The sequence below is a fragment of the Methylobacterium sp. WL7 genome (assembly GCF_008040085.1).
GTDB classification, from domain to species: Bacteria; Pseudomonadota; Alphaproteobacteria; order Rhizobiales; family Beijerinckiaceae; genus Methylobacterium; species Methylobacterium mesophilicum.
In genome coordinates this window covers 1-15023 of sequence record NZ_VRVG01000134.1, presented here as the reverse complement: position 1 = coordinate 15023, position 15023 = coordinate 1, and the positions used below count along the sequence as shown (strand labels likewise).

The 15023-nt window shown below is 70.1% G+C and carries 14 protein-coding genes; 6 read left to right on the top strand and 8 right to left on the bottom strand.

Annotated elements, in window-relative coordinates; translation table 11 throughout:
• The 6 genes from rnr to FV233_RS31680 form a co-directional block, all read left to right on the top strand.
• Nucleotides 1-2286 (top strand): ribonuclease R (gene rnr / locus FV233_RS24295; RefSeq protein WP_246690075.1); only part of this gene is annotated, 2286 nt, incomplete at its 5' end.
• Nucleotides 2287-2309: 23 nt separating this feature from the next.
• Nucleotides 2310-2780 carry a DUF983 domain-containing protein gene (locus FV233_RS24290; RefSeq protein WP_147856616.1) on the top strand — a complete coding sequence of 157 codons (471 nt, stop codon included), beginning with the start codon at nucleotides 2310-2312 and terminating at the stop codon, nucleotides 2778-2780.
• Nucleotides 2764-3480 (top strand): NUDIX domain-containing protein, encoded by a 717-nt coding sequence (locus FV233_RS24285; RefSeq protein ID WP_238260050.1) that lies wholly within the window; start codon nucleotides 2764-2766, stop codon nucleotides 3478-3480. Before FV233_RS24290 ends, FV233_RS24285 begins: the two co-directional genes overlap by 17 nt.
• 56 nt (nucleotides 3481-3536) lie before the next feature.
• Entirely contained in the window at nucleotides 3537-4667 is a 1131-nt protein-coding gene (locus FV233_RS24280; protein WP_147899028.1) for an MFS transporter, read from the top strand.
• A gap of 106 nt (nucleotides 4668-4773) precedes the next feature.
• Nucleotides 4774-4941, top strand: coding sequence for a 50S ribosomal protein L33 (gene rpmG, locus FV233_RS24275; RefSeq protein WP_020092568.1), 168 nt, complete (start codon nucleotides 4774-4776; stop codon nucleotides 4939-4941).
• Nucleotides 4942-5169: 228 nt separating this feature from the next.
• A complete protein-coding gene (locus FV233_RS31680) occupies nucleotides 5170-5298 on the top strand; it encodes a hypothetical protein (RefSeq protein ID WP_281406521.1) in 129 nt (42 codons plus the stop codon).
• Between the two features lie 12 nt (nucleotides 5299-5310).
• Here FV233_RS31680 and FV233_RS24270 read toward each other — a convergent pair whose 3' ends face one another.
• The 8 genes from FV233_RS24270 to FV233_RS24235 form a co-directional block, all read right to left on the bottom strand.
• Entirely contained in the window at nucleotides 5311-6240 is a 930-nt protein-coding gene (locus tag FV233_RS24270) for a LysR family transcriptional regulator (RefSeq protein ID WP_147856608.1), read from the bottom strand.
• 91 nt (nucleotides 6241-6331) lie between these two features.
• Entirely contained in the window at nucleotides 6332-7993 is a 1662-nt protein-coding gene (locus tag FV233_RS24265) for an OFA family MFS transporter (RefSeq protein WP_147856607.1), read from the bottom strand.
• A 298-nt stretch (nucleotides 7994-8291) separates the two neighbouring features.
• Entirely contained in the window at nucleotides 8292-8585 is a 294-nt protein-coding gene (locus FV233_RS24260; RefSeq protein WP_058192067.1) for a formate dehydrogenase subunit delta, read from the bottom strand.
• A gap of 4 nt (nucleotides 8586-8589) precedes the next feature.
• On the bottom strand, nucleotides 8590-11451 hold the full coding sequence (fdhF, locus tag FV233_RS24255; protein WP_147856518.1) for a formate dehydrogenase subunit alpha: 2862 nt from the start codon (nucleotides 11449-11451) through the stop codon (nucleotides 8590-8592).
• An 11-nt stretch (nucleotides 11452-11462) separates the two neighbouring features.
• A complete protein-coding gene (locus FV233_RS24250; RefSeq protein WP_147899027.1) occupies nucleotides 11463-13022 on the bottom strand; it encodes a formate dehydrogenase beta subunit in 1560 nt (519 codons plus the stop codon).
• A complete protein-coding gene (locus FV233_RS24245; RefSeq protein ID WP_147857421.1) occupies nucleotides 13019-13504 on the bottom strand; it encodes a formate dehydrogenase subunit gamma in 486 nt (161 codons plus the stop codon). Before FV233_RS24245 ends, FV233_RS24250 begins: the two co-directional genes overlap by 4 nt.
• Nucleotides 13505-13761: 257 nt before the next feature.
• Nucleotides 13762-14418 carry a glutathione S-transferase family protein gene (locus FV233_RS24240; protein ID WP_147857422.1) on the bottom strand — a complete coding sequence of 219 codons (657 nt, stop codon included), beginning with the start codon at nucleotides 14416-14418 and terminating at the stop codon, nucleotides 13762-13764.
• Nucleotides 14419-14514: 96 nt separating this feature from the next.
• Nucleotides 14515-14955: a cytochrome c-type biogenesis protein gene (locus FV233_RS24235; RefSeq protein WP_147899026.1), complete on the bottom strand. Its 441-nt coding sequence runs from the start codon at nucleotides 14953-14955 to the stop codon at nucleotides 14515-14517.
• Nucleotides 14956-15023: the final 68 nt, after the last annotated feature.

Below are 15023 nucleotides of genomic sequence, written 5' to 3'. Positions count from 1 at the left end.
CCCCCGCCCTTCCCCACCCGCGAGCAGATCCTCGCCTTCGTGGCGGAGGCGACCGAACCCGTCGGCAAGCGGGAGATCGCCAAGGCGTTCGGCATCAAGGGTGCGGCCAAGATCGACCTGAAGCGCATCCTCAAGGAGATCGAGGAGGATGGCGGCCTCGATCGTGGGCGCGGCGGCCTTGCGACCGCCGGCCGCCTGCCGCCGGTGGTGCTGAGCGACATCCGCTCGCGCGACCGGCACGGCGACTTCCTGGCGGTCCCGGTGGAGTGGACCGGCACCGGCAAGCCGCCGGCAATCGTGCTCACGCAGAGCCGCGGCCCGCGCAAGGGCAACCGCCCGGCCGCCGGGATCGGCGACCGGGCCCTCGTCCGGGTCGAGCGCGACGCCGAGGGCGGCTATACCGGCCGGGTCATCAAGGTCATCGGAAAGAACAAGGCCGAGATCATCGGCGTCTACCGCGCCGGCGCGCAGGGCGGCCGGATCGTCCCCGTCGAGAAGCGCTCACAGGGCCGCGAGATCCTGATCCCGCCCGGCGAGGAGGGTCAGGCCCGGGACGGCGACCTCGTCAGCGTCTCGCTGGAGCGGGAGACGCGCTTCGGCCTGCCGCGGGGCCGCGTGCGGGAACGGCTCGGCTCGCTCGGCTCCGAGAAGGCCGTCAGCCTGATCGCGCTGCACCTGCACAACATCCCGCACGTCTTTTCGGACGCGACCCTGGCCGAGGCCGACGCTGCGGCCCCTGCCTCGCTCAAGGGTCGCGAGGATTGGCGCGATCGCCCGCTGCTGACCATCGATCCGCCGGACGCCAAGGACCACGACGACGCCGTGATGGCGGAGCCCGATTCCGACCCGGCCAATCCGGGCGGCTTCATCGTCACGGTCGCGATCGCGGATGTCGCGGCCTATGTCCGCCCCGGCTCGAGCCTCGACCGCGAGGCGCTGGAGCGGGGCAACTCGGTCTACTTCCCCGACCGCGTCGTGCCGATGCTGCCGGAGCGGATCTCGAACGATCTCTGCTCCCTGCGCGAGGGCGAGGACCGTCCGGCCATCGCGGTCCGGATGGTGGTCGCCGCCGACGGGGTGAAGCGCCGCCACACGTTCCACCGGGTGATGATGCGCTCGCGCGCCAAGCTCGCCTACGCGCAGGCGCAGGCCGCCATCGACGGGCAGGCGGACGCCGCAGCCGCGCCGCTGCTGGAGACGGTGCTGCGCCCGCTCTGGGCGGCCTACGCGGCCCTGCGCGAAGCCCGGGACCATCGCGGGCCGCTGGCCCTCGATTTGCCCGAGCGCAAGGTGCTGCTCTCGCCCGAGGGCGCGGTCGACCGGGTGATCGTGCCGGAACGCCTCGACGCGCACCGGCTGATCGAGGAGTTCATGATCCAGGCCAACGTCGCCGCCGCTGAGACCCTGGAGGCGGCCAAGCAGGCGCTGATCTACCGGGTGCACGACGAGCCGGCGCAGGAGAAGATGCAGGCGCTCGGTGAGGTCCTGGCCTCGGTCGGGATCAAGCTGCCCAAGGAAGGGGCGCTGCGCCCCGCCCTGTTCAACCGCATCCTCGGGTCGGTGGCCGGCAGCGAGCACGCGACCTTCATCAACGAGGTGGTGCTGCGCTCCCAGGCCCAGGCCATCTACGCCTCCGAGAATCTCGGCCATTTCGGGCTGAACCTGCGCCGCTACGCGCATTTCACCTCGCCGATCCGCCGCTACGCCGACCTGATCGTCCACCGGGCGCTGATCAGCGCCTGCCGCCTCGGCGCGGACGGCCTGCCCGCGGAGGTGTCGGCGGGCGAACTCGCGCAGATCGGCGAGCAGATCTCGGCGGCCGAACGCCGCGCCATGGCGGCGGAGCGGGAGACCATCGACCGGCTGATCGCGCACCATCTGGTCGACCGGATCGGAGCGACCTTCACGGGCCAGATCGCGGGCGTCACCCGGTCCGGCCTGTTCATCAAGCTCGACGAGACCGGGGCGGACGGGTTCGTGCCGATCTCGCAGCTCGGCGCCGACTATTTCCGCCACGAGGAGGCCCGGCACGCCCTGGTGGGCGAACGCAGCGGCGAGACCTTCCGATTGGGCGACAGGGTCGAAGTCCGCCTGGTCGAGGCCGCGCCGGTGGCCGGTGCGCTCCGGTTCGAGCTGCTCAGCGAGGGCAAGACCCGTTCCGGGCCCGGCGGAAAGGATGGCGGCGGCCGGAAGCCCGGCGGCGGCCGCCCGTTTAAGGCCGCTCCCTCCGGGCGCCCGCCCGGCATCCGCAACTCCGGTACGCGCCATCGCGGCTCGCGCCGGTGACCCGCCCGGTGTAGACCCTGGTCATGGCCACCGACGCGATTCCCATGCGCACCCGCCTGATCCCCGCGATGGCGCGCGGCTTCATCGGCCGCTGTCCGCATTGCGGGGAGGGCCGGATCTTCGGGCGCTTCCTGAAGGTGCGTCCGGAATGCGACGCCTGCGGGCTGGAACTGCACCATCACCGCGCGGACGATCTGCCGCCCTACGTGGTGATCTTCATCGTCGCCCACATCGTCGGCTACCTGATCCTGGAGACCGAGACCGCCTACGATGTCCCCTTGTGGGTCGAGATGGGCGTCTGGCCGGTCTTCACGCTCCTGTTCGCTCTCGCGTTGCTCCAGCCGGTCAAGGGTGCCGTCGTCGGGTTGCAATACGCCCTTGGCATGCACGGCTTCGCCACGTTACCGCGGGGCCGCCCCGTTTCGGGGTTGAAGGAGACACGCCTTGCCGCAGCCGGAGCCGCAGCAGGAATCCGAGATCGCGACCAGCGCTGAGCGGCCGCCGTCCCCGGCGCGCCTGCGCCCGCGGGACGCCGCAACCCTGATCGTGCTGGACCGGCGCGGAAAGGGCGGCCCGAAGGTCCTGATGGGCCGCCGCAACCCACGGCTCGCCTTCATGCCCGGGCAGTTCGTGTTCCCCGGGGGCCGGATCGAACTCGGCGACCGCCACATGCCGGTGGCCGGCGCCCTGCCCGACTATGCCGAGGCCGCGTTGACCCGTCAGGTCTCCCGGCAGCCGCACCATCTCGGCCGGGCGCTGGCGCTGGCCGCCATCCGGGAGACCTACGAGGAGACCGGCCTGCTGCTCGGTACGAGCGAGCACGGCCCCCCGGAGAGCGCCCCCACGGGCTGGGAGGCCTTCGCCCGGCACGGGATCCTACCGGACCTGGAGGCGCTGCACTTGGTGGCCCGGGCGATCACCCCGCCCAAGCGCGTGCGCCGGTTCGATACGCGGTTCTTCGCTGTCGATCGCCGCATGGTCGCGGCCGAGGAGACCGGCCGGGTCAGCCCGGAGGCCGAGTTCACCGAACTCGCCTGGGTCCGCCTCGACGCGGCGCGCAAGCTCGACCTGCCCTTCATCACCCGCGCCATCCTGGACGATCTGGAGGCGCAGATCGCGGCCGATTTCGCGCCGCACCGGATGATCCCTTTCCACTACGAGCGCTACGGGCGCCGGGAACGAGTCGCTCTGTGAATGTTTCGGAAAGACCGGACCGGATCGTCGCGCCAAGCGGGATCGGGCCGGACACCGTGGCGGCGATCACCGCCGCCATCGCCTGCGTCACCGTGGTCGGGATCGGCCTCAGCCTGTCGATCCCGCTCCTGTCGATCGAGCTGGAGCGGCGCGGCGCGTCGAGCACGCTGATCGGGCTCAACACCGCGGTCGCCGGCATCGCCAGCATCTGCACGGTGCCGTTCGTGCCGCGGCTCGCGTCCCGGATCGGCGTCGCGCGGCTGCTCTGCCTGGCGCTGGTCGTGGGGGCGGTGAGCCTCGCCGCCTTCCCGATGGTGCCGGGCATCGCCCTGTGGTTTCCGCTGCGCTTCGTGTTCTCGGCGACGCTCGGCGCGCTGTTCGTGCTGTCCGAGTACTGGATCAACGCCGCCGCCCCGCCGGAGCGCCGCGGCCTGGTGATGGGCATCTACGCCACCGTGCTGGCGGCGGGCTTCGCGGTGGGCCCGGCGCTCCTGGCGCTGGTCGGGACCGAAGGCTTGCCCCCCTACCTGACCGGTGCCGCCCTGATGCTGGCCGGCGGCCTTCCGATCGTCCTCGCCCGGGGGCTATCGCCGACCATCGAGCACGGCTCCGGGCGCAGCATCCTCGCCTATCTCCGGTTCGCCCCCGGGGCGCTGCTCGCCGCCCTCGCGTACGGGGCGGTGGAGACCGGGATCTTCGCGATCCTGCCGCTCTACGGCCTGCGCCTGGGCTACGACGCGCAGGGCGCGGCCGGCCTCGTCAGCCTGATCGCGCTCGGCAACGTGCTGTTCCAGATCCCGTTCGGCTGGCTCGCGGACCGCGTCGACCGGCGCGCGGTGCTCCTCGGCGCGGGCCTCGCCGGGGCGACGGGCTCAGCCCTGATCCCGCTGGCCTCCGGGTCGCCGATGGCGCTCGGCCTGGTCCTGTTCGCCTGGGGCGGCATCGCCGGGACGCTCTACACGGTCGGCCTGACCACATTGGGCGACCGGGTCCCGGCCTCCGACCTCGCGGGCGCCAACGCGGCCTTCGTGGTGCTGTACAATGTCGGCCTGATGCTCGGGCCGCCGCTGATCGGCGGCGGGCTCGACCTGGTGCCGCCGCACGGCTTCGCGTGGGCGCTGCTGGCGCTGTTCCTGGCCTTCTCGCTGAGCCTCGCCACGATGGAGCGATCGGCCGCGCGGTCTTGACCTGCCGGGTCCGATCGGGCATTGACCGGCCCGTATTCGGCCGGGCCTTCCCGGCCATTTGCGTTTCGCTCACGCGGAATGCCGCACCCTGCAGGAGCGCCGCGCCATGGCCAAGGCCGTCACCGTCAAGATCAAGCTCGTCTCCACCGCCGACACGGGCTATTTCTACGTCACCAAGAAGAACTCCCGCACGCAGACCGAGAAGCTGACGATGCGCAAGTACGATCCGGTCGCGCGCAAGCACGTCGACTTCAAGGAAACCAAGATCAAGTAAGCCCGCGGGACCCATCCCGGTCCAGCTGCTACCGCAAGGCCGCTCCGGAGACGGGGCGGCTTTTTTCGCGCCGTGCCGGGACGGGGTGACGAACGATCCTGCCCGGCGCCGTGGACGGCGCCGGGGCGACGCCGGACCATAGTCTCGCCGCGTTCCGGGCGCTGCCTGACCCGGCGCCGGGATTCGTCTCCCTCCGCACTGGCCGGACCGGCCACGGGAGCGCGCACGGTGTTCAGAATTCTGCTGACGATCCTGACCGTCCTGGCGGTGCTCACGGCCCGCCTCGTCCTCAAGCTGCCGCTGATTCCCTATCGGGCCGTCCGCGGGCTGGTGCGGGGCCTGTTCGCGCCGGCCTGAACGCGCCCCCTCTCACGCATCCGGCGCCGCGCCGGAGAAGCCGGAGAGCTCCGGATCCAGCGTCCGCGCCAGGGTCCGGGCGATGGCGACCAGGGCGGTCACCATCGGGGTCGAGGGCTCACGGCGCGGGGCGACGAGGCCGATCGTGTGCTCCAGGTCCGGGGCGGTGATCGGGATCGCCCGCACCCCCGCCATGGGCCCGAGGGCATCGACCAGAATCTCCGGCATGATCGAGGCCCAGCGCAGGGTGCGCACGTGGGTCATCAGCACGATCATCGAGTTCGATTCGAGGGTCGCGGCCGGATCGGCGCCTGCGTCCCGGATCTGCTGGTCGATGATCCGCCGGTTCTGCATGTTCGGGGTCAGCAGGCAGAGCGGCAGGCGGCCGGTCTCCGCCCAGGTGACGCTGGCGCGGCCGTCGAACGGGCCGCCGTCCGCCGTGACCAGGCGGTAGCGCTCCCGGTAGAGCGGCACCGACACGACCCGGCCGAGCGGCTCGTTGTCGAGGTAGGTCAGCCCGGCATCGGCCTCCAGGTTCTCGATCAGCGAGAAGATGTCGGCGGAGGCAGCGGATTCGACCGTGAGCCGCACGCCCGGGTGGCGCTCGCCGTAGGGGGTGGTCAGGCTCACGATCATCGGCAGGGCCGTGGGGATCGCGGCGATGCGCAGGTGCCCGGTCAAGCCGCGGCGCAGGCCCGTGACCTCCTCGTGCATCGCCCGCGCGTCGGCCACGATGCGGCGCGCCCATTCGAGCACCCGCTCGCCCTCCGGGGTGAAGCCCTGGAAGCGCGAGCCGCGCAGCACGAGCTGCACGCCGAAGCGGTTCTCCAGCTGCTTCACGCCGGCCGAGAGGGTCTGCTGCGTCACCCCGCAGGTCTCGGCCGCATGGCCGAAATGCTGCTCGCGGGCGAGCGCGAGCAGGAAGTCGAGCTTGTCGATCACGGAGGCATTCCGAGCGGTGCGCGCCCCGCAGGTTGGGATGCCGAAACCTAGTGGCCCGCCCGTCCGGCCACAACCGGCGGCGGGCGCACGCTCAGCGGAACAGGATGAACGCCTTCGACAGGGTGATGCCGATCCCCCAGAGGATCGGAATGCCCACCACCGCCCAGGCCAGTGCAGCCGCGGCGCTGAACCCGCCCCGGTCGATGCCGAACGAGCCCGACGACCGGACGGCAGGGGCGGCGCCGCGGACGTCGAGGGCGGCGCGCTCGGAATCGGACATGAACCACCGCCCGGCGAGCGGCCGGATCAACAGGTTGCAGACGAACCCGGCGGCCAGGAACGCGGCCAGCACGTACATGGTCCGCCCGTAGAGGTCCGCGCCCTGAACGCCGGCTGCGGCCTGCGCTTCCCGGATCTTGGTGACCACGAACGGCCCGACGATGCCGGCGGTCGACCACGCGGTCAGCAGGCGGCCGTGGATCGCGCCGACGAACTGCGTGCCGAACACGTCGGCGAGGTAGGCCGGGATCGTCGCGAAGCCGCCGCCATACATGGACAGGATCACGCAGAAGAACGCGACGAACAGAGCTTGCGAGCCGATCCCGGCGGCCCAGGGGGCGGCTGCGTAGAGCGCGCCGCCCAGGGCGAAGAAGATCGCGTAGGTGAGCTTGCGGCCGATCCGGTCCGACATCGAGGCCCAGAAGAACCGGCCCAGGATGTTGAACAGCGACAGCAAGCCGACGAAGCCGGCCGCGATCGCGGCGATCTGGGTTTTCTGGCCGGCGTCGAGCGCAGCGAAGCCGGTGCCGGGCAGCCCGATCAGGGAGCCGCCGAAGATCTCCTGGAGCATCGGCGAAGCGAGCGCCAGCACGCCGATCCCGGCCGAGACGTTGAGGCAGAGCACCAGCCAGATCATCCAGAACTGGAAGGTCTTGTGCGCGTCCCGCAGGTGGACGTGACCCGAGGCGATCATGGCGTTCCTGGATGCGGGCGGCGTCCAGCCGGTCGGACGCCAATTGGCGGGCGGGACCCGGTAGCCGAAGGCGCCGCCCAGCATGAACACGATGTAGCCGACGCCCATCACGGCGAGCGTCTGCCAGACGCCGACGGAATCGGCGCTGCGGAAGGTCTTGATCAGGCCGTCGGCCAGGGGGGAACCGATCATCGCGCCGCCGCCGAAGCCCATGATCGCCATGCCGGTGGCCATGCCGCGCCGGTCGGGGAACCACTTGATCAGGGTCGAGACCGGGGAGATGTAGCCGAGGCCCAGCCCGATGCCGCCGATCAGGCCCATGCCGAGCCAGACCAGCCAGAGCTGGTGGAGGTAGACGCCCAGCGCGCCGATCAGGAAGCCGCCGCCCCAGCACAGGGCGGCCACGATGCCGGCCTTGCGCGGACCCGCTCGCTCCAGCCAGCCACCGAACAGGGCGGCCGACAGGCCGAGCACCACGATCCCGATGGAGAAGACCGTGACCAGGTCGCTGACGCGCCAGTCGCAGGTGGTGGTGAACAGCGCCGTCATCACGCCCATGTCGGGGCAGGCGGCGGGGGCAGGCTGGCCGACCGAGAGGGCCCGGCTCAGCGGCAGCCAGAACACCGAAAGCCCGTAGGCCATGCCGATGCAGAGATGGATCGCCAGGGCCGCGGGCGGAACCAGCCAGCGGTTGAAGCCCGGTTTGGCGACGATGCGCTCACGGGACAGCCAGCCGTGATCGCTCCCGGGCGCGACCGCGCCCGCCAGGTCTGAACGCATCGAGATTCCTCCGGACACGACTTCGTTGCGTGAGTCGTGTTGCTGAGGAAGCTTAGTCGTTCAACTTGGCCGGTGCCAGCGCGCGAACGGCGTCCGACCTGTCATCGGTACCGGTTCCGCATACAACTCGAGGGCGACGTATACGGAGATACCCAAATCGGCGTGCCCTGCATTCATTCAAAGGGCCGGCGCGCAGGGTGTAAGCCCTCAGGCACTCTTCGGGGGAGTCGCCGCCCCGCTCAGGGCGACCGCGTTCGACCGGTGCCCGGATGGGCCGATCGAACGCCACGATGGCGGTTCAGCCGGCGTCGCTGGCGCCCTCGCCGAGCTTCTGCGGGTCGCGGGTCGCCGGGCGCACCGGGCTCTCGGCCTGGGGCTCGGCCCCGCGCAGGGCCTGCTGCACCAGGCTGTCGGCCCGGTCGCCCATCTCCGGCAGGGCGGCCTCGAGCTTCGAGACCATCTTGGGCGTCCAGAACGCCGTGATGTGCTTGTGCACCCCGGCCACCGCCTCGTCCTCCGGGTAGGACCGGAAGAACGTGGCGATCTGGTTCGCCATCCGGAGGAGCTTGTCCTCCTGGGTCTGTGCGCTCATCGATTCACTCCGCCGCGTCGAGGCGCTGGGCGATGCGCGTCAGCGAGAAATCCTCCTCGTAGAACTTCGCCTGCCAGTCGGACGGCCGGTTTGTCCGCCGGATCTGCACCGCCGTGACCTTGTACTCGGGACAGTTGGTCGCCCAATCCGAGTAGTCGGTGGTGATCACGTTGGCGCCGGTCTTGGCGTGGTGGAACGTGGTGTAGACCACGCCGGGCTGCATCCGCTCCGAGACCTTGGCCTTCAGGGCGATGTCGCCGGACCGGCTCTCCAGGGAGACCAGGTCGCCGTCGACGATGCCGCGCAGTTCCGCGTCGAACGGGTGGATCTCCAGCACGTCCTCCTCGTGCCAGCGCGAGTTCTCGGTGCGCCGGGTCTGCGCGCCGACATTGTACTGGGACAGGATCCGGCCCGTGGTCAGGATCAGCGGGAACTTCGCCCCCGTGCGCTCCTCGGTGGCCACGAACTCGGTGATCATGAACCGGCCCTTGCCGCGGACGAAGCGGTCCACGTGCATCATCGGCGTGCCGAGCGGCGCCTTCTCGTTGCAGGGCCACTGCACCGAGCCCAGCTCGTCGAGCTTGGCGTAGGACACGCCGGTGAAGCTCGGAGTCAGGCCGGCGATCTCGTCCATGATCTGGGACGGGTGGCTGTACTCCATCTTGTAGCCCAGAGCATTGGAGAGCAGCACCGTGCCCTCCCAGTCACCGTAGCCGCCCATCGGGGGCATCACCTTGCGGACGCGGGAGATGCGACGCTCGGCGTTGGTGAAGGTGCCGTCCTTCTCGAGGAACGAGGCGCCTGGCAGGAAGACGTGGGCGTATTTCGCGGTCTCGTTCAGGAACAGGTCCTGGATGACGATGCATTCCATCGCCTTGAGGCCGGACGTGACGTGGTGCGTGTCGGGATCCGACTGCGCGATGTCCTCGCCCTGGATGTAGAGGCCCTTGAAGCTGCCATCGACGGCCTCGTCCAGCATGTTGGTGATGCGCAGGCCCGGCGCGCCGTCGAGCTTGGCGCCCCAGAGGGCCTCGAAGCTCTCACGGGTGGCGTCGTCCGAGACGTGGCGGTAGCCGGTGAACTCGTGCGGGAACGAGCCCATGTCGCAGGAGCCCTGGACGTTGTTCTGGCCGCGCAGCGGGTTCACGCCGGCCCCGAGCTTGCCGATGTTGCCGGTGGCCATGGCGATGTTGGCCATGCCCATCACCATGGTCGAGCCCTGGCTGTGCTCGGTGACACCGAGGCCGTAGTAGATGCCGGCCGCGCCGCCCGTGGCGTAGAGCCGGGCGGCAGCCCGAACCTCCGCCGGGTCGAGGCCGGTGAACGATTGCTGGTTCTCGGGCGAATGCCGCTCCTCGGCGATGAACCGGGCCCAGGACTCGAACTCGGCGAGGTCGCAGCGCTCGCGGACATACGCTTCGTCGATCAGCCCCTCGGTGACGATGACGTGCGCCAGCGAATTGATGAAGGCGACGTTGGAGCCGGGCTTCAGGGGCAGGTGGTGATCGGCCTTGATGTGGGGCGACTTCACCAAGTCGATCTTGCGCGGATCGGCGACGATCAGCTTGGCGCCCTCGCGCAGGCGCTTCTTCATGCGCGAGCCGAAGACCGGGTGCCCGTCGGTCGGGTTGGCGCCGATCACCAGGATCACGTCGGACTGCTCGACCGACTTGAAGTCCTGGGTGCCGGCCGAGGTGCCGAGCGTCGACATCAGCCCGTAGCCGGTGGGCGAGTGGCAGACGCGGGCGCAGGTGTCGACGTTGTTGTTGCCGAAGGCGGCGCGCACGAGCTTCTGGACGAGGTAGGCCTCCTCGTTGGTGCAGCGCGACGAGGTGATGCCGCCGACCGAATCCTTGCCGTAGGTCGCCTGGATCCGCTTGAACTCGGAGGCGGCGTGGCCGATCGCCTCCTCCCAGGACACTTCGCGCCACGGATCCGTGATCTTGGCGCGGATCATCGGCTTGGTGATGCGGTCCTTGTGGGTGGCGTAGCCGTAGGCGAAGCGGCCCTTGACGCAGCTATGGCCCTCGTTGGCCTTGCCGGCCTTGTACGGCACCATGCGGACGACGCGGGTGCCCTGCATCTCGGCCTTGAAGGAGCAGCCGACGCCGCAATACGCGCAGGTCGTCACCTCCGCGTGCTCGGGCTGGCCGAACTCGTGGATCGACTTCTCCTGCAGCGTGGCCGTGGGGCAGGCCTGCACGCAGGCGCCGCAGGAGACGCACTCCGACTCCATGAAGTTGGTCGGGCCCGCCGCCACGCGGCTGTCGAAGCCGCGGCCCGCGATGGTCAGCGCGAAGGTGCCCTGCACCTCCTCGCAGGCGCGGACGCAACGGTTGCAGACGATGCACTTCGACGGATCGTAGGTGAAGTACGGGTTCGACTCGTCCTTGGGCAGGTACTTCTCGGCGCTCGGCACGACATGGTTGTCGCCCTCGTAACCGTAGCGGACGTCGCGCAGGCCGACGACGCCGGCCATGTCCTGCAATTCGCAATCGCCGTTGGCCGCGCAGGTCAGGCAGGTCAGCGGGTGATCGGAGATGTAGAGCTCCATCACGCCCTTGCGGAGCTTGTGGAGCTTGTCGGTCTGCGTGCGCACGACCATGCCGTTCTCGGCCGGGGTGGTGCAGGAGGCCGGCGTCCCGCGCCGTCCCTCGATCTCCACGAGGCAGAGCCGGCAGGAGCCGAACGGCTCCAGGCTGTCGGTGGCGCACAGCTTCGGGATCTGCGTGCCGGCATGCATCGCCGCCGCCATCACCGAAGTGCCGGCCGGCACGGTCACGTCCATGCCGTCGATCGTCAGGGTGACGGTCTGCTCCGCCACGCGGATTGGCGTGCCGTAGTCGATCTCCTTGATCAGGCCCATCGACGTCTCCTTCACTCGGCCGCGACCGGCAGATCGCCGGCGCGCCTGAAATCTTCAGGGAAGTGGGTGATCGCGCTCATCACGGGCATCGGCGTGAGCCCGCCCATGGCGCAGAGCGACCCATCGGTCATGACCTCGCAGAGGTCCTCGATCAGCTTCAGGTTCGTCTCCGGCCGGATGCCGGCGATGACCTTGTCCATGGTCTCGACGCCCCGGGTCGCGCCGATCCGGCAGGGGGTGCACTTGCCGCAGGATTCGGTGGCGCAGAACTCGAAGGCGAAGCGGGCTTGGCTCGCCATGTCGACGGTGTCGTCGAACACCACGATGCCGCCGTGGCCGACGAGGCCCTTCTTGGCCGCCATCGCCTCGTAGTCGAGGGGCGTGTCGAGCAAATGGTCGGGGAAGTAGGCCCCGAGCGGCCCGCCGACCTGCACGGCCCGGACCGGCCTCCCCGAGCGGGTGCCGCCGCCGTAATCCTCGATCACCTCGCGCAGGGTCACCCCGAAGGCGAGTTCGATCAGGCCGCCGTGCTTGATGTTGCCGGCAAGCTGGATCGGCAGCGTGCCGAGCGAGCGGCCCATGCCGTAATCGGCGTAGGCTCCGGCGCCGTTCTCGAGGATCCACGGCACGGCCGTAAAGGTCATGACGTTGTTGACGAGCGTCGGCTTGCCGAGGAAGCCCTTGAGCGCCGGGATCGGCGGCTTGGCCCGCACGATGCCGCGCTTGCCCTCCAGGCTCTCCAGCAGCGACGTCTCCTCGCCGCAGATATAGGCGCCCGCCCCGAGCCGGACCTCCAGGTGGAAGGCCTTGCCCGAACCCAGGATATCGGCGCCGAGCACGCCGGCCTCGATGCCGTTGGCGATCGCCTCCTTCAGGGTGGCGAAGGCCTGCGGGTATTCGGAGCGCAGGTAGATGTAGCCCCGGGTCGCGCCGGTCGCGATCGCCGCGATGGTCATGCCCTCGATGAGGTTGAAGGGGTCGCCCTCCATCATCATCCGGTCGGCGAAGGTGCCGGAATCGCCCTCGTCGGCGTTGCAGACGACGTATTTCTGCTCGCCCTTGGCGAGCATCACGGTGTTCCACTTGATGCCGGCCGGGAAGCCGGCGCCGCCGCGGCCGCGCAGGCCGGAATCGCGCACCGCCGCGACGATGCCCTCGGCGTCGAGCTTCAGCGCCGCCTCGAGCCCGCGATAGCCGCCATGGGCCCGGTAATCGGCCACCGAGACCGGATCGACAACGCCGCAGCGGTGGAAGGTCAGGCGCTGCTGACGGGCGAGGAACGGGATCTTTTCGGGGTCGCCGAGGCGCAGGGCATGCGCGCCGCCGGTGGCGAGCCCGGCATCCAGCAGGGCATCGACATCCGAGACCTTGACGGGACCGTAGGCGACCCGGCCCTCGGGCGTGGCGACTTCCACCATCGGCTCCAGCCAGAACAGGCCGCGCGAGCCGGTGCGCACGATGGTCACGTCGAGGCCGCGGCGCTCCGCGCCCGCGAACAGGGCCCGGGCGACCTTGTTGGCGCCGAGGCCCAAAGCCACGGCGTCCCGGGGGACGTAAAGGGTGACGCTCACTGGCGGGTCTCCCGCTTGGTTTCGGCCAGCGCCTCGTCGAGGCCGTCGGCGGTCAGGTGGGCCACCGGCTCGCCGTCGATCAGGGCCGCGGGGCCGTTGGCGCAGAGGCCGAGGCAGTAGACCGGCTCGACCGTGGCGCTGCCGTCGGCGGTGGTCTCGTGCCAGTCGCAGCCGAGGCGGCCGAGGATCTCGCGGTGGATCTTGTCCGAGCCCATGGCCTGGCATGCCTCGGCCCGGCACAGCTTCACCTCATGGCGGCCGGCCGGATGGGCGCGGAAGTCGTGGTAGAACGTGATGCAGCCATGCACCTCGGCGCGCGACAGGTTCAGCGCGTCGGCGATGAGCGGCACGGCGCCGCCGTCGACGTAGCCGAAGGTCGCCTGCAGCGCGTGCAGGATCGGCAGCGTCGCGCCTTCGAGATGGGTATGCTCAGCAATGATCCCGGTGGCGCGTTCCGCGCTCCAGGGCTCGTGACGCGTCATGGTTTCCAGCCCAGTCTGTTCCTTTTCTAATGCGAAGTGGAACAGAAATGCCGAACACCATCAATCGTGCAGTCCGGTCGCCTGACAAAGGATCCCTGTCAGACTGTCACCCGCGGTGGCCCGCCAGGCGACCCCTGCAGTAAGCCTTTCTCAACGCATCGGTTTCCGCCGCCTGGAAGCCGTCTAAAAAACTTGCGTGCGGCGCAACATCGTCTTGTGCCCTGCAAGAAATTTCATCTGCCGTGTGGTCCGGAGCATCAGAACTCCATGTCGAGCTCTTCGATCTCGTCCGGCTCGTCGGCGGCGGCCTCGGCCCATTCGATCATCAGCGGCCAGTGCAGGATCGCGTCCCGGTAGGCTGCGGCCCGGGGCGGCAGCGCGACGTCGTAGGTGCGGAAGCGCGTGCAGACCGGGGCGTAGAGCGCGTCGGCGAGGCCGGGGCGGTCACCGAACAGGAACGGTCCGTCGTAGCGGTCGAGGCAATCGTCGAAGATCGTGACGATGCGCTCGATATCGGCCTTGGCGCCGTTGAACACGCGAAAGCCCGGATGGAACGCCCGCAGGTTCATCGGCAGCGCCGAGCGCAGGTTGACGAAGCCCGAATGCATCTCCCCGGAGATGGAGCGGCAATGGGCGCGCTCGGCCACCTCGCGCGGCAGCAGGCCGGCGTCGGGAAAGGTCTCGCTGAGGTATTCGGCGATCGCCAGGATGTCCCAGACCACCACGTCGCCATGCCGCAGGCGCGGCACCAGGAAGGATGGGGACAGGTGCAGCAGCTCCGCCCGGCTGGTGGCGTCCGTGCCCGACAGGACTTCGGTGTCGAAGGCGAGACCCGCCATCCGGCAGATCAGCCAGCCCCGCAGGGACCAGGAGGAGTAGTTGCGGCTGGAGATGGTGAGCGTGGCGGCGGTCATCGTCTTCACCCCGGGCGCGTCGCCGATCATGCGATCTGCGCCGCCGGATCCAAGACTCGTGCCGGATCGGACTGGCGAATCGCAACGCGCCGAAGACTACTCCCGACGGAGCAGCGCGGCGACCTCCGCCTGCTCGGCCGGGGACAGGGTCCGGACCGGCGCGGCCGGCCGCCGGCGCGCGAGGCGCCAGATCCCGAAGGCGCCGAGCAGGACCGCCAGGATCGGGGTCAGCCACAGCAGCAGGGTGTGCAGGGCGAAGACCGGACGCAGCAGCACGAACTCGCCGTAGCGGTCCACGACGTAGCGCAGCACCGCCGGGTCGCTGTCGCCCTTCTGCAGGCGCTCGCGCACGATCACGCGCAGGTCCTTGGCCAGCGGCGCGTCGGAATCGTCGATCGACTGGTTCTGGCAGACGAGGCAGCGCAATTCCGAGGAAATCTCCCGGGCGCGATGCTCCAGCGCCGGATCCTTCAGCACCTCGTCGGGCTGGACGGCGTGGGCCGGGGCGGCGAGCGTAACAAGCAGCGCAAAAGCCAAACAGGCACGAACGCGCGCCCTCCCTCCCCCCTCTGCGGGGGAGGGTACCCTGCGCAGCAGGGGGGGAG